Genomic DNA, 18753 nt, shown 5'->3' with positions numbered 1-18753 from the left:
CCGGAGGCGAGCACGCCTACCGGCCCGAGATGAGACCGGCCAGCCGGGCGTAGGCGGAGGTGCGGGCCAGGCGCTCGTTCTCGCGGCGGTCGGCCGTCCTGAACAGCGTGTAGATCGTGCGCACCCCCAGCCAGCGCAGCGGCTCCGGCTCCCACTGCCGCACCCGCCTGCCCACCCACGGCAGCGCCGTCAGCTCGCTGTCCCGCCGCAGCACCAGGTCACGCAGGGTACGGCCGGCCAGGTTGGTCGTCGCGACCCCGCTGCCCACGTAGCCGCCCGCCCAGCCGAGGCCGCTGTCGTGGTCCAGGTGGACGGTCGAGCACCAGTCACGGGGCACGCCGAGCACGCCGGACCAGGCGTGCGAGACCCTGGCGTCGGCCGCGGCGGGGAAGAGCCTGACCAGCATGTGCCACAGCTGGGCGGCCGTCCTGGTCTGGGTGGCGCCCCGGTCGTCGGTGCGTGAGCCGTACCGGTAGGGGATGCCGCGCCCGCCGAGGGCGATGCGGCCGTCGGCGGTGCGCTGGGCGTAGACGTAGGCGTGCGCGTGGTCGCCCAGGAGTTCGCCGCCCGCCCAGCCGATGTGCTTCCACACGTCGGCGGGCAGCGGCTCGGTGACGATCATCGAGCTGTTCATCGGCAGCCACTGGCGGTGCCGGCCCTCGAGGGAGGCGGTGAAGCCCTCGGTGGCGCGGATGACGTACTCGGCCGAGACGATGCCGCGGCCGGTGACGGCCTGTGCCTTGCCGTCGCGGCGGGGGCGGATCTCGGTGACGGTGGTGTTCTCGTAGACGTCCACGCCGAGCGCGGCCACGGCGCGGGCCAGGCCGACGGCGAGTTTGGCGGGCTGGATGCGGGCGCAGTGGGGGGAGTAGGCGGCCTCGATGGTCCCGGCCACCTGGATGCGGTCGCGCTGCTCGTCACGGGTGAGCAGGTGGAAGTCGGCCTCGCCGTACCCCCATCTGCGCAGGTCGGCGACCTCTTCGCGCAGGCGGCGGCGCTGGGCGGGGTTGGTGGCCACGTGCAGGACGCCGCTCTTGTGCACGTCGGCGGCGATGTCTTCGGCGCGGGCCACGGCGATGACCTCGTCGACCGTGCGGAACATCTCACGCTGGAGGTCGATCATGGCCTGTTTGCCGCGGGCCCTGGCGTGGCGCTTGCGCGATCCGGCGAACTCGGCCGACAGCCAGCCGCCGTTGCGGCCGGAGGCGCCGAATCCGGCGAACTCCTTCTCCAGGACGGCCACCCGCAGGTCCGGCTGGGCCTTCTTGAGGTAGTAGGCGGTCCACAGGCCGGTGTAGCCGCCGCCGACGATGGCCACGTCGTAGTCACGGGCTCCGGGCAGGGGCGCGCGGCGATCGGGCAGGCCGATCTCGCGGTACCAGTACGACACGCCGCCGTTGGCGTAGTCCCGGGTCTTCGGGAGGCGGTTCATGGTGCGGCACGGTATCGCATGACCTTTGTGGTGGTTTATCCCGGTGTCACCATTCGGCGAGGGATCCGTCGGGATGACGAAGGATCGGGTTGCGCCAGGTGTGCCCGCGCTTGGCCGCCTGCCGTACCGCCCGCTCGTCCACCTCCACGCCCAGGCCCGGTCCGGACGGCGCGGCCACGAACCCGTCGCGGAAGGCGAAGACGGCCGGGTCCAGCAGGTAGTCCAGCAGGTCGGCGCCGGTGTTGTAGCCGATGCCCAGCGACTGCTCCTGGATGAGGAAGTTGGGCGTGGCGAAGTCCACCTGGAGGCTGGCGGCCAGCGCGATCGGGCCGAGCGGGCAGTGCGGCGCCAGCGCCACGTCGTGGGCCTCGGCCAGCGCGGCGATCCTGCGCACCTCCGAGATGCCGCCCGCGTGCGAGACGTCCGGCTGCGCGAGCGCGATGCCCGTCGCCAGCACGTCGCGGAAGTCCCAGCGCGAGTAGAGGCGCTCTCCCGTGGCGATCGGCACCGACGTGCTGCGCACGACCAGGCCCAGGTCGCGGGAGAACTCCGGCAGCAGCGGCTCCTCGGCGAACAGCGGCAGGTACTCCTCCAGCAGCGGCAGCACCCGGCGCGCGGCCGCCGTGCTGAAGCGGCCGTGCAGGTCCACGCCGATGTCCAGCTCGACGGCCTGCCGTACGGCCTGGACCCGCTCCGCCACCGCGCGCACCTCGGCCGCCGACGGCAGCGCGGGCAGCGGCCCCTCGCAGGCCAGGAACTTCACCGCGGTGAACCCCGCCTCGGCCTTGGCCCGCGCGTCCTCGGCCAGTTCCTCCGGGCTGGAGCCGCGGATCCAGGTGTAGACCCGGGCCCGCTCCCTGACCGGGCCGCCGAGCAGCTCGTACACCGGCACGCCCAGCGCCTTGCCCTTGATGTCCCAGAGCGCCTGGTCGATCCCGGACAGCGCGCTCGACAGCACCGGGCCGCCCCGGTAGAAACCGCCCTTGGCCATGACCTGCCAATGGTCCTCGACCCGGCGGGGATCGGCGCCGGCCAGGCCCTCCATGAGCGTGCGCACGCAGGCGGCGACGGTCTCGGCGCGGCCCTCGACGACCGGCTCGCCCCAGCCGCTGACGCCCTCGTCGGTGTCCACGCGCAGGAACACCCAGCGTGGCGCGACGAGGAAGAGCTCGAAGCCGCTGATCTTCACAACGCGATCTCGAGGCTCGCGTAGAAGGGCGTGCCGGGCCCGATCTGCCCGCGTCGCACGGTCTCGCCGGTCTGCGCCGCGCGGTACATGGCCGCGATCAGCTCCAGCGTGCGGCGGCCGTCATCGCCGCTGGCCCGGGGGCGCCGGCCCGCCCGGTAGTCGGCGATCAGGTCGCGGAGCTGGCGCAGGTGGGTGCTGGCCGCGTTCTCCGCCGGCGGCCACGGGACCTTCTCGGCGCCCTCGGCCGGGGTGTAGGTCCAGTTCTCGTTGGCGTAGCCGTACAGATGAGTGAGCTCGAACGTGCCCCCGGCCAGGTCGAGCCGCAGATGGCTCACCTGGCGGGCGGCCAGCGAGGTGTTGACCACGGTGGCCAGCGCGCCCGACTCGAAGCGCACCAGCGCGGTGGTCACGTCGTCGGTCTCGATCTCCCTGCCCAGGCGCGCGGCCATCGCGCGCACCTCGCGCCATTCGCCGAGCAGTTCGAGCAGCAGGTCGAGCTGGTGGATGCCGAGTCCCATGGCGGGCCCGCCGCCCTCGCTCGCCCACCTGCCGCGCCACGGCACCGCGTAGTAGGCGGCGTCGCGGTACCACGTGGTCTGGCAGTGCGCCACGTACGGCGCCCCGAGCGCGCCCTCGGCGATCAGCCGCCTGAGGTGCTGCGCGGCCGAGCCGAAGCGCTGCTGGAAGACGATCGAGGCGTACGGCCCGCCGTCGTGTTCGGCGGCGGAGACGGCGTCGTACTCCGCCAGCGACAGGCAGGGCGGCTTCTCGCACCACACCCAGGCGCCCGCGCGCAGGGCGGCCACGGCCTGGGCGCTGTGGAGGGCGGGCGGGCTGGCGATGTCCACCAGGTCGGGCCGGACCTCCTCCAGCATGGCGGCCAGGTCGGCGCCCGCGTAGGGGATCCGCCAGCGGCCGGCGAAGGACTCGGCCAGCTCGCCGGTCGCGTCGACGACGGCCACGACCTCGATGTCGTCAGGCAGCTTCCGGAAGGCCGGCATGTGGACGGCGTCGGCGATCTGGCCGCCGCCCACGACGGCGACGCGGATGGGCACCGGGGGACCTCCCACTGTGGAAAGCGCTTGCCGCGAGCGTATTCCGGCTGCGTGCGCCGCGGCAAGGCCCTCCCGTCACCCGCGCAGGTAGTGCTCGGCGATCTCGTCGGCCGTGGTCAGCCAGATGTCCGGCTGGGCGGCCAGGAACTCGAGGGCCTGGTCCACGTACTTCGCCCGGAACGCCTGCCCGGTCACGAACGGGTGCAGGGCCACCGCCATGACCCGCCCGCTGTCCTGGGAGTCGGCCAGCAACTGCTCGTACTGATCCTTGACGATCTGCACGAACTCGGGCCCGGTCGTCCCCCTGGCGAGCAGCCCCAGATCGTTGAGCTCGACCGTGTACGGCACGCTGATCAGGCCGGGCACGTTCAGCCGGTACGGCTGGTCGTCGTTGGTCCAGTCGAGCAGATACCGCACCCCCAGCTCGGCCAGCAGCTTCGGCGTGTTGAAGGTCTCGGTCAGCGCGGGCCCCATCCACCCCTGGGGCCGCTTGCCGGTGGCCTCGGCGATCGTGTCCAGCACCTCGGTCAGGTAGGCGCGCTCCTCCTCCGGCTCCATCCCGGTGTTCAGGATGGAGTTGGTGCGCCCGTGCCCCAGCCACGCCCAGTTCCGCTCCACGCCCGCCGCGACGATCTGCGGGTAGTGCTTGACCACGTCGGAGTTGAGCAGCACGCTGGCGCGCACGCCGTGCCGGTCCAGGCTCTCCATCGTGCGCCAGACGCCCACGCGCACGCCGTAGTCGCGCCAGCCGTAGTTGAGGGCGTCGGGGGTGAGCTCCGCGGTGCCCGGCCAGATGCTGGTGGAGGGCCGGTCGAGGAGGAAGTGCTCTACGTTGAGGCCGATGTAGGCGGCCACCTTCTTGCCCTCGGGCCAGGTCAGCCGGGGGCGCTCGGTGATGGGGCTGTAGTCAAACGGTGTGTTCGTCATGCCGGAACCGTAAGACCTCACACCGGTGTCAGGTTCAACCCTTGAGCAGCGGGACGACCTGCTCGATCGCGTACGGGATGCTCAGCGCGGTGTTGAACGACAGCGCCGCCCCCACCGGCGGATCCTGATATGTCAGGAAAAGGTGACGGTTCTCCTTCGCCACCTTCAGCTCCTTGTACACCGGATCCTTCTTGATCCGCTCCCACGGCTCCTTGCCCGTGGTCAGCCAGACCAGGCGATCCACCTCCAGCATGTTCAGCCCCTCCGAGCCGAACTCGGCCACGTTCGACGTGCCCGCCTGCTTGGTGATCTGCTCGGGGATGGTGAAGCCCAGCTCGGCCAGGAACGCCGACTTCGGATCGCCCTTCTGGAAGGCCGAGTAGGTGCCGGCCTTGAAGCTGTCGGCGGCCACCGCCGTCTTGCCCGCCCACTGCGGGTTGTCCTTACGCGCCCGGGCGAACGCGTCCTGGATGCCGCTCACCAGTTGCTTGGCCTCGGCCTCCTTGCCGAGGGCGCGCCCGGCCAGCAGCTGCATCTCCTGCCACGGGGCCGCGTACGGGTCGAAGCCCTTCGGCTGCGCCACCACCGGGGCGATCTTGGACAGCTGGTCGTAGGTCTCCTTCTTGATGCCCGAGTACATCGCGAAGATCAGGTCGGGCTTGAGCGCGAGCAGCTTCTCCATCTTCACGCCGTCCTCGCGCAGGCCCAGCACGGTCGGCTCGGTGCCGCCCCACTTGTCCTTGGCCCACGGCCAGTCGCTGAACGGGCTGCGCTGGAACCAATCCACCACCCCGACCGGCTTGAACCCGAGGGCCAGCACCGGCTCGTGATCGCTGAGCCCGATCGTCACGATCCGCTCAGGCCGCTTCGTGATCTCCGTGGTCCCGTACAGGTGCTCGACCTTCAGAGGGTACGGCCCGGCCGCCGCGGTCTCGGCGGCCTTCCCCGCAGGGGCTGCCCCGCCTCCGCAGGCGGTCACAAGGCTCAGGGTCAGCGCGGCGAACGACACCGTCAGGCGTCGGGAAACATCCATGAGACCGGGATAGTAAGGTAAGCCTCGCCTATTCTTCAATCTCCGATCGGATACCGGTGACACGCCAGAGAACCATGCTGATCGCCGGAGCGGCGGCCGGACTGATCGTCCTGGTCCTGCTCTCCCTGGCGGTGGGCAGCCGGGCCATCCCCCTGACCCACGTCGTCACCGCCCTCGTGGACCCCGCGAACGCCGACCCGGAGACCGCCGCCATCGTCCGCGGCACCCGCCTCACCCGCACGATCGTCGCCATCCTCGCGGGCGCCGCGCTCGGCCTCGCCGGAGCCGTCATGCAGGGCCTGACCCGCAACCCGCTGGCCGACCCGGGCCTGCTGGGCGTCAGCGCCGGCGCCGCCTTCGGCATCGTGGCCGCCTCCACCGCCCTGCCCCTGCTCACCGGCGCCGCGCTCGGACCCGGCACCACCGCGCCCGGCCTGCTGACCACCGTCTGGTTCGCCTTCGGCGGCGCCGCCCTGGCCGCCGTCGTCGTCTACTTCCTCGGCAGCCGGGGCGGCGCCGCACCCGTCAAACTCGCCCTGGCCGGCGTCGCCGTGACCTACCTGCTCGACTCCCTGACCAGCGGCCTGGCCCTGACCAACCCCGAGGCCCTGGACCGCTACCGCTACTGGTCGGCCGGCTCCCTCAGCGGCCACTCGCCCGAGATCATCCTGACGGTCCTGCCGTTCCTGGTCGCCGGCGCGGTGCTCGCCCTCGGCACCGCCCCGGCCCTCAACAGCCTCGCCCTCGGCGACGACGTCGCCCGCACCCTGGGCCGCCGCCTCGGCGCCACCCGCGTCCGCGCCGCCGTGGCCGTCACCGTCCTGACCGGCGCCGCCGTCGCCGTCACCGGCCCCATCGTCTTCGTCGGCCTGGCCGTACCCCACCTGGTCCGCATGGTCACCGGCCCCGACCACCGCTGGCTCCTGCCCGGAGCCGCCCTGCTAGCGCCGTGCCTGCTGCTGGTGGCCGACATCCTGGGCCGCGTCGTCGCCCGGCCTCAGGAGATCGACGTGAGCCTGGTCGCGGCATTGCTGGGGGCGCCGTTCTTCATCGCGTTGGTACGGCGGCGCCGGGTGGCCGAGCTGTGAAGCGCGCACGAAAGGCCGCCGGCGAGGCCGGTGGGATGCCTGGCGAGCCGGCTGGTGGGGCGTCCGGTGAGTTGGCCGGTGGGGCGTCTGGTGAGTCGGCCGGTGGGGCGTCCGGGATGTCTGGTGGGCGGGCTGGGATGTCTGGTGGGCGGGCTGGGGTGTCCGGTGGGCGGGCCGGCGGGGCGGCCGGTGGACAGGCGGTTTCCGGCGAGCGGCGGGCCGGGGTTTGGCCGGCCGGGCGCCTGCTCGCCTTCCGGCTGCCACGCCCGGCCGTTTCGGGGCTCGTGCGCCTGCGCGTCCTCCTGGTCTGGCCGGTGCTCGCCCTCCTGGCGTTCGCCGTCTTCTGCCTGGCGGTGGGAGCCGGGGCCGGGGACATCACGCTGACACCCGGTGAACTGCTGCCCGCGCTGTGGGGCCGGGGCGAGCCCGCCACCCTCTTCCTGGTCCACGAACTGCGCCTGCCCAGGGCGGTGGTCGCGGCGCTGGCCGGGGCCGCGTTCGGCATGGCCGGCGCCCTCTTCCAGGCGATCACCCGCAACCCGCTGGCCAGCCCCGACATGCTGGGCATCACCCAGGGCGCGGGCACCGCGGTGGTGGCCGCGATCGTCCTGGGCACCGGCCAGGCGGCTTCCGGCACCGGCACGGCCCAGGCCGTCTCCGGCGCGGGCCAGGCCGCCTCCGGCGGGTTCCTCTCCGACCTGGGCGCGCTCGGTGACCTCTTGGCCGGCCTGAGCACGCAGGCGCTGGGCCTCATCGGCGCACTGGCCGCCGGTCTGCTCATCTACGCGCTGGCCTGGAACCGCGGCACCACCGGCTACCGGATCGTGCTGGTCGGCATCGGCGTGAGCTGGATCTGCGTGAGCATCACCTACTACCTCCTCAGCCGCGCCGAGCAGTACCAGGCGGCCAGAGCCCTGGGCTGGCTGGTCGGCAACCTCAACGACCGCGGCTGGGCCCACGCCCGCCCCCTGGCCCTGGCCCTGGTCGTGCTGGTACCCGCGGCCCTGCTCCTCACCCGCCACCAGCGCACCCTCCAGCTGGGCGACGAGGTGGCCCGCAGCCTGGGGGTGCCGGTGCAGCGTGCCCGGATGGCGCTGCTGCTGTGCGGCTGCGCGCTGGCCGCGTTCGCGACGGCCGCCGCGGGCCCGGTGCTGTTCGTCGCCCTGGCCGCCCCGCAGGTGGCCCGCCGCCTGACGGGAGCCCCGATGCCGCCGCTGACCGCCTCGGCGTTCACCGGCGCGACCCTGGTCGTGGTCAGCGACCTCGTCAGCCAGCGCCTGCTCACCGACTCGGTGCTGCCCGTGGGCGTGGTCACCGGCGTGCTCGGCGCCCCGTTCCTGCTCTGGCACCTGTCCAGGGCCAAGGTTTAGGGCAGCCGGGACAGCCGGTCCGCCTGCCGGATCGGCTCGGGCACCCGGTAGGCGGGCGACAGGCGCAGGACGTGCGCGCAGGCGTTCTCCAGCCCGGCCCGGTGCCCCTGCGAGACGAAGACCGGCTTCACGCCGCCGCGGGTACGCAGGGCCCGGCCTGCCACGTCGCCGTCCAGCAGGATCTCCGACCAGGAACCCCGTTCCGGCGGCGGGTCCTCGTGCGTGCCCACGAACGCCGTCTTGGCCACGCCGACAGTCGGCAGCCCGGTCAGCACCCCCAGGTGGCAGGCCAGGCCGAACCGTCTCGGATGGGCCACGCCGTACCCGTCACACATCAGCAGCTCAGGCAGGACGGTCAGCTTGTCCAGGGCGGCCAGCAGCGGCGGAAGCTCGCGAAAGGCGAACAACCCGGGCACATACGGGAACCGGGCACGCTGCCGGACCGTGGCCTGATCCACGACCTCCAGAGTGGCGGCGTCCAGCACCACGACGGCGCCCACGACCTCCTCGTCGTCGCGGTACCCGACATCCAGCCCGGCGACCAGCCCGGCCGACGCCGGCCCGGGGTCGTCGAGGTCGGCCAGGGGGCGAAGGCGGTCCTGCTCGGCCTCGGCCGCGGCGACGGTCGCGGGCCAGCGGGGCTCATGGACGAGGGAGATCACCGCGGCCATTCTGCCACCGCACCGGCCTTCGTCATCTCTGAGAAGACCGGAGGTCCCGGCGAACGCGGCCAGGAGACGACCGAGCGCCCCGGCAGAGCCGGAGATCCGGTAACGACCCCAGGCTGCCGAGCTGGGCCACGATCCCGTTGCCCACGTCGGCGTGCTCCAGCCGCTCCAGCGTGGCGGGCAGGCCGGCGAAGACCACCGCCACCAGCAGCCCGTTGCCCAGCGAGATGAGCCCGCTGCCGGCGAGCGCCGTCCATAACCCGCCCCCGTCGGCGAAGGCCACCCAGGCGGCGGGGACGGTGATCAGTCCGAGGACCGCCAACGGCCGCAGCCGGACCCCGCGGTGCAGGGCCATGCCGACCGCCACCCCGCCGGCCACGCTGAGCAGGGAGATCACCGAGGTCAGCAGCCCACTGTCCACCGGCGCCACCTGGTGCGCGGCGCCGAGGCAGGTGGGCAGGAGCACGATCACGGACAGGGTCAGCAGCGAGATCACGCAGAAGGCCGTGGCCAGGAGCGCCGGCCGTACCAGAGCCCGAGGGCGCGGCAGGGCCAGGCGCGTGGCGGCCTCGGCCCGGGCGGGGATGATCAGCCACACCAGGACGGTCAGGGCCAGCGTGACCGCGGCGACGGCGCCGGCCCAGCCGCGCCAGCCGGCCAGGGCGGCGAGCGGGCCGCCGGTCAGCGTGCTCAGCCCGATCCCCACGGGGACGAACGTTCCCCAGATGGACAGCGCGGCCGGCCGGTCGCGTTCCCCGGCGAGCCGGGTGATCAGGGCGGGGCAGGAGACGATGACGAGCAGACAGCCGGCCCCTTCGGCGAGCCGGGAGGCCAGCAGCATCCCCGGCGGCCGTGCCCAGCGCCCCGGACACGGTGATGACCGCCAGGCCGCCCGCGAGCGCGCCGGTCGCACCTGGCCGAGTGGTCATCCATGCTCCTGTCGCGTAGGTGGCGTAGGTGGCGTAGGTGGCGTAGGTGGCGTAGGTGGCGTAGGTCGGGTTGACGGGGTTGGCGGTCAGAAGTGGTCGAGCAGGGCGGTGATCGGGCTGAGCCGCAGGCACCGGCCGCCGAGGTTGGGGAGCGGGGCGTGCTCCAGCGACCACGTCATGGGGTGGGGGACGAGCACCGCGCCGAGCCCGGCCTCCAGCGCGGGCAGGACGTCGGAGCGCGGCGAGTTGCCGATCATCCAGGTGGACCCGGCGTCCAGGCTGAACGTCTTGACCAGGTCACGGTAGGTGTCCGCGCCCTTCTCCCGGACGATGACGATCTCTTCGAAGAATCCGGCCAGCCCCGAGGAGCCGATCTTCCGCTGCTGCTCGGCCGGCTCGCCCTTGGTGCACAGGTAGAGCCGGTGCCGGAGGGCCAGTGACCGCAGCGTCTCGGGGACGCCCGGCAGCAGCTCGACGGGCTCCTCGCGCAGCGCCCGGCACAGGCCGGTGATCCAGGCGCGCTCCTCGCCGGTCAGGGGGTACGGCTCGCGCAGCCGTTCCATGCACTCGGCCAGGCTGCGCTCGAAGACCGCGCTGCCGTACCCGTGCGCGTGGCTGTTGGCCCGCTCGATCGCGTCCAGGACCGCGCGGATCCCGGAGCGGCCGCGGCCGTTCCGGGCCATCGCGTCGATGAATGCCTCGATGATGCTCTCGAACAGCACGTTGTTCTCCCACAACGTGTCGTCGGCGTCGAAGATCAGGTTCATCGCGCACTCCACGGGGCGGGGCGGTCACCGTCAAGCCCCATCCTTGATCGGCCGGCACGCGAACCGCAAGATCAAAGGCCGGTCACCCCGATGGGATGCCCGGCCTCGATGGTGGACGATATTGGGATGGTCGTTTGGGGAGCAAAACCCCCCGTTTTCTGGGGCCTGGACGGTTTTGGGTCATCACAACGTCAGCACCGATCATGCCGCTTGGGCGGCTGGGGTGGCTGGGGTGGCTTCCCGGTAGGCGGCGTCCAGGACCTTGGCGGCCTTGGCGTACTCGTCCGGCAGGAGATGGGCGTACGTCTTATAGGTCTCGTTGATGTCCTTGTGGCCGAGCCGGCGGGCGACGGCGTCGATGCGGACACCGTCAGCGAGGGCGCGCGAGGCGAAGGAGTGGCTTGTGTCCGCAGTGGCCGTGTGCAGGTGGTTTTGTGTAGTCATTGAGCAGCATCGTTGTGAATGCTGCGTTCGCCATGCCGATTCCGGGGCGTGTTGCATTCGACTGTTCCCTATGTGATGCGGATCACAACGCGCGAGGTCATGGTCAGTCAGGCTCCTGCGAGCAGTCCCGGGAGTTTGCGCATGTCGTCGAAGACCGTTGTGTTCGGTCCTTCGAGCCATTGCGCGGGTGTGAGTCCGCCGGTGTATCCAAGGGCGCGCATGCCGGCTGCGCGGGCTGCCTGGATCCCGTATTTGCTGTCCTCGACGACGATGCAGGCCGACGGGTGGACGCCCATCTGCTTGGCGGCGTGCAGGAACAGGTCGGGGGCCGGTTTGCCGTGGGCGACCTCACTGGCGCTGAAGATGCGGCCTTCGAAGTATCGGTAGATCCCGGTGTGGCCCAGGGTGTGGCGCATCGTGTCGTGACTGCCGCCAGAGGCGACGCAGTTGGGAAGCGTGAGGGTGTCGAGCACTTCGAGGATGCCATCGACCGGGGTGAGTTCGGCATCGACGGCCGCGCGGTGGAGTTGCTCGAATCTCTCCAGCCAGAGCGTGGCCCGGCTCGGGCCTACTCGGGCGGTGATTTGCTCTCCGTTGGAGACGATCGACCGGCCGATGAACTTTTCGATCACCTCGGCTTCGGTCAGCGGCCAGCCCAGCTCGGCGCCCACGGCGACATGGACGCGCACGGCAATGCGTTCGCTGTCGATGAGCACGCCGTCGCAGTCGAAGATGACGAGTTCAATCGGATTGATCATCTGGACAGCGTAGGGACGAGTGGTCGCCCGCGTCAGCCGCATGGTCCGATGGCCGACGCGTGAGGGCTGGGGAGCCGGGCGACGCGAGCGGAGGCATCGGCGACGGTTCGGAGCCTGACGATCTCTTCATGTTGCGCGGCCAGCCGGGCCAGGGCCTGGCTGCGGAAGTCGGTGAGCTCTGTGTTGGCCTGCTCTGCTTGCGCGAGTCGTTCCTTGAGTTTGGCGTTCGCTGCCTTGAGCCGGATGATCTGGGCCTCGCGCGGGTCGGGGGTCTCGCCGGTTTGCTGCTGCAGGGTCCGGAGGCGGCGCTCGAACTCGGTGCGGAGGTGAGCGTAGGGGCGGGTGCCGTAGAAGGCGGTGCGGTCGACGTCGGCTTCGCGAGCGAGGGTCTTGATATCGCACTTGCCGCCGGGCTGGAGTTCGCCGCGCAGGAGGCGGTCCATGGCGGCTCGGATGCGGGTTTCGTTCTCGGTCCGCTGGGCTGCGGAAATCCTCATGCGGACTCCTCGGTGTCGGTGATGCTGGCGGCGTCGATCTCCGCGATGACGCGGAGGGCCCGGTCGTGGTCGGCTTGGAGCCGGGATCGTTCGGTCTTGCGGGTGGAGCCGAGCTGGCCGAGGAAGGTCTCGGTCCGATCGGCGTGCTCGGCCCAGACGGGACGGTGGCAGGGGTGGTGGGTGGCCTGCGGGCAGCGGGCCGAGTCACACATTCCGATCAGAGGCCGTTCGGCGGTGGGCGTGCCAGCCAGGCGGAGGCAGAGCGCCCGGGAAGGGTCGGTGAACCAGCAGTAGTTCGCCGCGCCAAGGTGCAGAACCTTGGCGCGTTTGCTGAGCAGGTTGAGGATGTCGCGGTCGTTGTTGTGGGTCTTGGGTGCGGCCAAGACCTTGGTGTCCAAGGTGGCGTCAACGCTGGCGAAGAACGCGGTCAGGTCCCGGGCAGCTGGTCCGGCGGGCAGGATGCCCTGCTGGTAGTTGCGGAACTCGGCCAGGATCAATTCCAGGTTGCGGTCGGCCTCGTGCTTGTTGACCTCGGCAAGTAGTTCGGCCTGGGCGCCTCCGGGACGGGAGGCGTAGCCCTCGGTGGTGGCGACGGCGATGTGCTTCAGGTGGATCTTGGCGGCGAGGACGCCGCCGGGACGGTAGGCCATCTCCAGCGCGAGAGTTCTTCGCAGCGCCCTGAGCGTGACCGGCCACTCGGGGATCGGGGCCAGTCCAAGACGCTGTCCGGCTGGGGAGTTGATCCAGTTCCGGAACCAGATGTAGCGGAAGTAGAAGCTGAAGCGGCCGAACAGCAGGGCGCCGTGCTGTGGGTCCTCGTGTAGTTGCTCGGCGAGTTCGACGGCCTGATAGGCGGGCTCGATGACGACCCATTCGTCGTCGGTGCCGCCCAGCGGCTGGCCTTTGACGACCTTGCTGGCGATCCGCAACCGCCGCATTCCGGGAATCGGCTCCTCGATCGGGCGTCGGCAACCGACGCGCAGTTCCATCAGCTCACTGGCCCGCATCCCCGAGACCGCGGCCAGCACGATGATGGCCGCGGTGCGGACGAACCCAATCAAGGCGACGGCCTGGGACCGGTGCAGCGGAAGAGTCCACGGCAGCATGCCCGAGCCGTCGGCGGCCGGGACTTCGGCGGCGTCGCCGGCGAACTGCTTGCCCACTCCCACCAAGGCCACCGCCTCCTGGAGCGGACCACGCAGCATCGGCATCCATCGGGTCCAGAGCTGGGTGTAGCCGGCCTGTCTGGCCAGGACCCCGGGTGGCCACCGCCAGCAGCGGGTCGTCGCAGGCCCAGCCGGCGGCCAGCCTCGGCTCGCGATCATGGTCCTCGATCATCGGCAGGGCGGTGCCGGTGGCGACATAGTCGGCCAGCACAACCTTGATGTCTTCGACGGCGGTCGGTGCGCTATGGCGAAGACCTGCGGCCTTGAGCGAGGACACCTTGCCGATTTCGCGTACTTGCCGGTGTAGCGCGACCGCGTGCGGGCCGAGCACCGTGACCAGGTGCAGGGCCGCGGCGAGCATCGGCTGCAGGATCTCGTTCGGAACCGGCGCGGTCTTGTTTCCTTCCCGGCCCGAAGGCATCTCCGCCACCGCAGTGGCGGAGGCGCCACCCCAGGGCCGCAGGTCGGGCGGGACCCGGTCGGCGGTGAACAGCTCGCGATAGTCGATCAGATCGATGATGGCCTGCGCGGCCGCGCGTCGGACGCCGGGGCTTTGCTCTCCGACGACGGCTCCGGCGTTGTCGAGAACGAAGCGCCGGTGGGCCAGATAGGCCTCGCAGCCGGTCGTGTCGAGCTGCGCCAGGCTGGTGATGCCCCGCTGTCGAAGCCAGGTGAAGAACCGGACGAGTTCGTCCAGCCGGGCCGCGCAGCTGCGCAGGTGCAACGGCGTGCGGTAGGCCCGCGGCAGCAGGGCGACAGCTGGGTGGTGTGGGGCCAGCTTCGCCAGCACCAGCTCCTTGGCGACCAGCCGCCAGCCGGGGTGAGTGATCGCGGTGAAGTCGAAGCGCCGCTGGTGGGGAGGCATCTGGACGGGCAACCCGATGACGTGGGTGAAATCCCACAGATCATGGCCGAAGGCAGGGCGGGTAGCGTCGTCGGGGAGAGCCAGACCAGCCTGGCGGCAAACGTCGGCGCCGGCGAACGGCGAAGCCGGGGCCTCGGTGAGGTGGTGGGCGGCGGTCGGCGCTGTCATGCCGTCTGCTCCTCGGGGCGTAGGGGGATCTCCTCATCGGTGCCGGCGACCTTGGCGGCCGCCGAGACGAGTACGGCGGGGTCGAATCGGTTCAGCACCTGGTCGACCCGGGCGACATAAGGGCCGAAGACGGCCATGAAGTGCGCGGCGGGCATCTGCTGCCACTGCCGGGAGAAGAACGCTTTGAGCCGAAGCACGTTCACCGCATGGCGTGGAGCGAAGATCGCCAGCGGGCAGAGGAGGCAGACCCAAGGGCGGGCCGGACACGGCTTGCCGACGGGCCGTGCAGTCCCGACAGTTGGTCGCCGCAGGCCGCGGTGAACACATCCCTCGCCCCGCCGACCAGTTCGATGATCGCCGCGTCATCCAGGCCCAGGTCCGCCATCAGCTGCGGATAGTTCTCGGCCAGCACGGCCGCGTCCGCCTCGGTGATCACCGTGGGTGGGTGAGCGCGGCGCAGGATGTCGTACTGAGCGTCCTCAACGATCGTTTCGATGTTGTGCCGTTGGGCGGGGGTCGTGGCAGTCAGGTAGTGATCACCTTCGACGGCCGGAGTGTGGTTCGGGTCGATTGTGGCCCGGGCGCTGCCGGTCCAGGTGCTCTTGTCGCGCATCGACTGGTGGGTGGTGCGGATCCGCGCTCGGTGGATCTTCATGGGCTGGCCGTCCTCGTCCAAGACGTTGAAGCGGCGGACCCAGCGCTGGACGGCGACGCGATCGATCTCACGGACCAGGCGTGCGTTGCCGACCTGGCTCAGCCCCAACCAGAGTTTGCTGCGTTCCGGCGCCGGCACGAGGCTGCGCAGCAGTGCCGAGTGGGCCAGCCACTGTTCCAGCAGCCGCACCGCCGGGCGCGGAAGATTCAGGCTCTCGGCCGCGGTTCGGCCTTTGACATAGGACAGCAGGATCGTGGAATCCCCGGCCCAGTCGACGTCCTCGACACCGAGGTCGGCGATGCCGTCCGGGACGATCCCGGAGTAGGCGCCGAACAGCAGCCGGTAGGCGATGAGCGTGTCCAGGTGCGGGAAGACGGCCTGCATCGCCTCATGAAGGTCGACGGTGCCACCGCGCTTGTGAAAGACGTTGACGGTCACGCCGACGGCCTGGGCGAACTGCGGTGTGCCGACCGGACCAGTTCGGGCCAGCAGCCAGCAGAAGTTCTCCACCCGCCACCCGCCCTCAGCCGGATGCCGCCCGGCGGCGACGGCTGCCAGCGCCTGCCGATGGGCGGCATAGGCTTCGTCGATCAGCCTTCGGCAGACCCCGGTCAGCCGCTCCCATTCGGCCTCCGGTAGGGCGGCAGTGCTTGCCGAAAAGGTTGGATGTTGAAATGCCGGCCGGCAGCCAGCTCCAGCACCCCCTCGCCCAGAACGCCGCCGGAACGGGCGAAACCCTCCACTAGGCTGCGGGTCATCGCTTCCAAAGGCGCAGGTCCGGCCATCCAGAACTGCGCAAGCTGGCCCCGCCGAAGATCACCGGCGCCGCCGCCGAAGCCTTGTCCCGCCAGGGACTTGACCATGGTTCGCAGGGACCGAACATAGTGGTGGACCGAGCCTGCCGCATCGACGCTGCCGTGTGGGTGAATCAGCTCCACCAGGCCGACGGCCAGATCACGGGCCAGGAACGGATTGGGCAAGCCGTCTAAGCCGAACTCGGCCCGGCTGCCGTCGCTGAACACGCAGACGATGCCCAACGGCTCTTCAACGACCATCGTCGGCATCAGGTACCGCCCACACTCTCCAATTCGCCCTCGAATTCCTCGTCCGCCTCCTGCTCGGCGGCTGTCTCGGTGAGGAACCCGGCAGCTGCCCCCGCAGCCTCGTAGGCCTGCCGGTAGATGCGCGTGGTGTCCAGCCGGCGCAGGTACTTCTCCGTCACCAAGACGGTGCTGTGGCCCAACAGGTCGCGCAGGACCAGCAGTGGGTCGGCCTTGGACAGGTAGAACACCAGCGCGGCGTCCGCGTCGGTCTCTGTCACGAGCTTCGCGGCCTGCCGGTAATGTCCGGTGACCAGGTATTCCAGGGTTCGCATCGAAAACGTGTGGCGGAGGCGGTGGGGCCAGACATGCGGGAAGCGGGGCTCGAACCGGGTCCGGAGCCGCTCGGAGGTCCGCTCGAAGACGGTGGCCCAGGCAGTGAACGGGCCGCCGCCGCTCTTCACCGCCACCAGGCACGAGCCGCCCTCCGGGGCCACCAGGCGGCGGCGCTCTGCTGGGCTGAGCGAGCCCCACGAGCGGCGCACCCCGTTGACCCGCCCGCCCCGCGCGTCGGGCTCGGTGACCTGGAACCGATCGCCCCACCTTCGCGGCGGTCTCCATCCCGAGCCCTCGGTGGTGGCCGCACGGTCCAGTTCCAGATAGACGTGCACCCCGGCGAGGGCCTCGTAGGAGATCCAGGTGGTGCGGAACTTGCGGCCCTTGGTCACCCCCGCCGGGACCGGGAACGGTATCGGCACCGCCGTCGGCTCTGGCGGAAGCGCAGGGATCTCCCATCGCAGCAGGTAGGTGAACTCCTGCAGCCGCAGCCCAGTAGCCAGCGCCAGGTCCCCGACCGCGGCGTTGCGGACGAGCTCGCGGCCGTTGAAGGCGGTGTCCTGCGAGCCGTCTGGGGCCAGCCCCCGCAGCCCCTTGCGCAACAACTCGGTGAAGTCCGGCTCCAGATACTTGATCGTCACGTGCGGCTTCGGCGTGCGGCGAACCGCCAGATTGACCTTCACCTCCCGACCGGTCCCGGCGAACAGTGCCCGCGCGGAACGGTAGGTGAACGGCTCGGCCGCCGCGTATCCCTCGCTGATCGCCCACCCGTAGAACAACGACAGGATGCTCATGTGCTGGCCCCAGGTCGTCGCCGCGAACCTGGCTTCGACCGGTCCCGCGGCGCGGTGCTCGGCATACCGGCTCAGCCCAGCTTTCAGCCGCCCTCGCGAGTCGAACAGCGCCACTCCGTGCTCGGCCAGGAACTCCATCCACTGCTTCAGAACCCGCGCGTAGTTCTCCCACGAACTCGGCGCTGGAGCCCCGCTGGCTGGGAGCTCCCGTAGCCAGCGATTCACCACCGCGGCCGGACGCGGCGCAGCCGCGCCGTCCTCGAACAGCAAGTCATCGTCGACCAGCACCGGCATCCCCTCCGGGATCACCGGCCGGTGCTCAACATCCCAGGACTCCCAGCCCCGGGACGAGAAGAAGCTCATGATCACGGGCACCGACAGTAGAAATACCACACAGGTCAGCGCAACACTCAAACAACCAGGTAGGGCCCCGCTTCAGGCACCAATCGCAACACGAGAACTAAGCGAAGACAATGTGCCTTAGGTCGTGGGGCGTGAAGCGGGTCTTGATACCTGCCTTCTTAACGGCGTCGGTGAAGCGGTTACGGAAGGTGTCGTCCACGACGAACGTGGACTTCTCTCCGGCGAACAGGTAGCCGTCTGAGTGGGTGCCGTGGGTGGCCATGTGGTCGGTCAGGATGTCGCGCAGGTAGGCCGGGAGGGGCATGTACCGGCTCTCGCCTTCCTCGCGGTGCTTGAGCGGGGTCAGGCCGTCGCGGCGGTCGTACTGCTGGTGGATGCGTAGCCGGTCGGGGCGGATGCAGGTCTTGTGGAAGGCAAGGGATTCGTCGATGCGGAGCCCGGCTCCGGCCATCAGCCACACGATCGCCCGCCACCGTTCGGGCATCGCGTCGGCGATGGCCTTCACTTGGGTCCAGGTGGGGACGTTGAGTTCCTTGCGGGGCGGGGGCTTGGGGGTGGCGATGTCCTGGAACGGGGTCTCGGCGATCAGGCGCTTTAATACGGCGGGCTCGAAGAGTCGCCGCAGGACGGAGACGACTCCGCGTGTGACCGACACCGAACATACAGGTGCTTCCGGAGCATCGGGGGTCTCCTTCCATGGCTGTGACCAGGGCTGATGATCAGCGGGCAGTTTGCCGGCCGCTACCGGCCGTCACCGCCTCAAGGGGCACGGATGAGGCACGTGCCGGTTGGGGCAACAGATCATGCTGACCTTGGCGAACCGCCCTCCTGGCAGCCACGTGGACCACTCGACATCCACCCCTCGCGGCAACAGGTCGTACGCGTCGCTTCGACGATGAGACACGGGTATCGAGTCGTGCGCCGAGGCGGGCGCGTACGCCGCCCGCATCCACTCAATGGCCTTGTCCACGTCGTCGAACGTCTCGGCGATGCGTGATGTGGGTTTGGCCAGCCATTCGCCGGTCCGCATCGGCGGCAAGACAGAACTAAAGAAGTCCGGCGACGTCGGTCGCCGTTCACCTTCACGGGCCAAGTCCTGCCCGTTGCCGTTCCAGGTGTAGCCGTGCCAGTGCAGCTTCTCCAACGGAGTCCCCCGTACGGTCGGGTCGGACGGCTCCCCGCCCCTTCCTCAAAGACGGGGAGCCGTTG

The 18753-nt window shown here is 70.6% G+C and carries 20 protein-coding genes; 2 read left to right on the top strand and 18 right to left on the bottom strand.

Annotated features, from left to right (window positions below):
* Positions 1-16 precede the first annotated feature (16 nt).
* The 5 genes from FVE25_RS07200 to FVE25_RS07180 all read right to left on the bottom strand — a co-directional run bounded on the left by FVE25_RS07200 (position 17) and on the right by FVE25_RS07180 (position 5636).
* On the bottom strand, positions 17-1432 hold the full coding sequence (locus FVE25_RS07200; RefSeq protein ID WP_157245657.1) for an NAD(P)/FAD-dependent oxidoreductase: 1416 nt from the start codon (positions 1430-1432) through the stop codon (positions 17-19).
* A 46-nt stretch (positions 1433-1478) separates the two neighbouring features.
* Positions 1479-2621 (bottom strand): galactonate dehydratase, encoded by a 1143-nt coding sequence (dgoD, locus tag FVE25_RS07195; protein ID WP_157245656.1) that lies wholly within the window; start codon positions 2619-2621, stop codon positions 1479-1481.
* On the bottom strand, positions 2618-3676 hold the full coding sequence (locus FVE25_RS07190; protein ID WP_246266762.1) for a Gfo/Idh/MocA family protein: 1059 nt from the start codon (positions 3674-3676) through the stop codon (positions 2618-2620). The genes dgoD and FVE25_RS07190 overlap by 4 nt, the downstream gene beginning before the upstream one ends.
* Before the next feature lie 75 nt (positions 3677-3751).
* The gene (locus tag FVE25_RS07185) at positions 3752-4603 is read right to left on the bottom strand and encodes a polysaccharide deacetylase family protein (RefSeq protein WP_157245655.1); all 852 of its coding nucleotides are present in this window, start codon (positions 4601-4603) and stop codon (positions 3752-3754) included.
* 34 nt (positions 4604-4637) lie between these two features.
* On the bottom strand, positions 4638-5636 hold the full coding sequence (locus FVE25_RS07180; RefSeq protein ID WP_157245654.1) for an iron-siderophore ABC transporter substrate-binding protein: 999 nt from the start codon (positions 5634-5636) through the stop codon (positions 4638-4640).
* Between the two features lie 56 nt (positions 5637-5692).
* On the opposite strand from FVE25_RS07180, the gene FVE25_RS07175 reads away from it, so the two are divergent.
* Positions 5693-6724 (top strand): FecCD family ABC transporter permease, encoded by a 1032-nt coding sequence (locus FVE25_RS07175; protein ID WP_246266760.1) that lies wholly within the window; start codon positions 5693-5695, stop codon positions 6722-6724.
* A gap of 158 nt (positions 6725-6882) precedes the next feature.
* A complete protein-coding gene (locus FVE25_RS07170) occupies positions 6883-8094 on the top strand; it encodes a FecCD family ABC transporter permease (protein WP_246266758.1) in 1212 nt (403 codons plus the stop codon).
* On the opposite strand, the gene FVE25_RS07165 is transcribed toward FVE25_RS07170, so the two are convergent.
* From FVE25_RS07165 to FVE25_RS07115, 13 genes are all read right to left on the bottom strand, one after another.
* Entirely contained in the window at positions 8091-8765 is a 675-nt protein-coding gene (locus FVE25_RS07165) for an endonuclease V (protein WP_157245652.1), read from the bottom strand. The two genes, FVE25_RS07170 and FVE25_RS07165, sit on opposite strands and share 4 nt — an antisense overlap.
* A gap of 22 nt (positions 8766-8787) precedes the next feature.
* Entirely contained in the window at positions 8788-9603 is an 816-nt protein-coding gene (locus FVE25_RS07160) for an MFS transporter (RefSeq protein WP_157245651.1), read from the bottom strand.
* A 174-nt stretch (positions 9604-9777) separates the two neighbouring features.
* Entirely contained in the window at positions 9778-10458 is a 681-nt protein-coding gene (locus FVE25_RS07155; RefSeq protein ID WP_157245650.1) for an HAD family hydrolase, read from the bottom strand.
* A gap of 201 nt (positions 10459-10659) precedes the next feature.
* Positions 10660-10902 (bottom strand): site-specific integrase, encoded by a 243-nt coding sequence (locus FVE25_RS07150; RefSeq protein WP_157245649.1) that lies wholly within the window; start codon positions 10900-10902, stop codon positions 10660-10662.
* Between the two features lie 107 nt (positions 10903-11009).
* Entirely contained in the window at positions 11010-11660 is a 651-nt protein-coding gene (locus FVE25_RS07145) for an HAD family hydrolase (protein WP_157245648.1), read from the bottom strand.
* Between the two features lie 32 nt (positions 11661-11692).
* On the bottom strand, positions 11693-12157 hold the full coding sequence (locus FVE25_RS07140) for a hypothetical protein (RefSeq protein ID WP_157245647.1): 465 nt from the start codon (positions 12155-12157) through the stop codon (positions 11693-11695).
* Positions 12154-13362, bottom strand: a complete 1209-nt coding sequence (locus FVE25_RS54310) for a site-specific integrase (RefSeq protein WP_219825370.1) — start codon at positions 13360-13362, stop codon at positions 12154-12156. Before FVE25_RS54310 ends, FVE25_RS07140 begins: the two co-directional genes overlap by 4 nt.
* A 990-nt stretch (positions 13363-14352) precedes the next feature.
* Positions 14353-14553: a hypothetical protein gene (locus tag FVE25_RS54305; protein WP_219825369.1), complete on the bottom strand. Its 201-nt coding sequence runs from the start codon at positions 14551-14553 to the stop codon at positions 14353-14355.
* A gap of 2 nt (positions 14554-14555) precedes the next feature.
* Positions 14556-15521: a hypothetical protein gene (locus FVE25_RS54300; RefSeq protein ID WP_219825368.1), complete on the bottom strand. Its 966-nt coding sequence runs from the start codon at positions 15519-15521 to the stop codon at positions 14556-14558.
* 101 nt (positions 15522-15622) lie between these two features.
* Positions 15623-16075 carry a hypothetical protein gene (locus FVE25_RS54295; protein ID WP_219825367.1) on the bottom strand — a complete coding sequence of 151 codons (453 nt, stop codon included), beginning with the start codon at positions 16073-16075 and terminating at the stop codon, positions 15623-15625.
* Complete coding sequence (locus tag FVE25_RS07125; protein ID WP_219825366.1) at positions 16075-17574, bottom strand: site-specific integrase; 1500 nt, start codon at positions 17572-17574, stop codon at positions 16075-16077. The genes FVE25_RS54295 and FVE25_RS07125 overlap by 1 nt, the downstream gene beginning before the upstream one ends.
* Positions 17575-17641: 67 nt before the next feature.
* Entirely contained in the window at positions 17642-18199 is a 558-nt protein-coding gene (locus FVE25_RS07120) for a tyrosine-type recombinase/integrase (protein WP_157245646.1), read from the bottom strand.
* Positions 18200-18295: 96 nt separating this feature from the next.
* Positions 18296-18688, bottom strand: a complete 393-nt coding sequence (locus FVE25_RS07115; RefSeq protein ID WP_157245645.1) for a hypothetical protein — start codon at positions 18686-18688, stop codon at positions 18296-18298.
* Positions 18689-18753 lie beyond the last annotated feature (65 nt).

This window comes from Nonomuraea typhae (assembly GCF_009760925.1).
Classification (GTDB): domain Bacteria; phylum Actinomycetota; class Actinomycetes; order Streptosporangiales; family Streptosporangiaceae; genus Nonomuraea; species Nonomuraea typhae.
The sequence above is the reverse complement of the archived record's forward strand: the minus strand, read 5'-3'. Positions and strand labels throughout refer to the sequence as shown.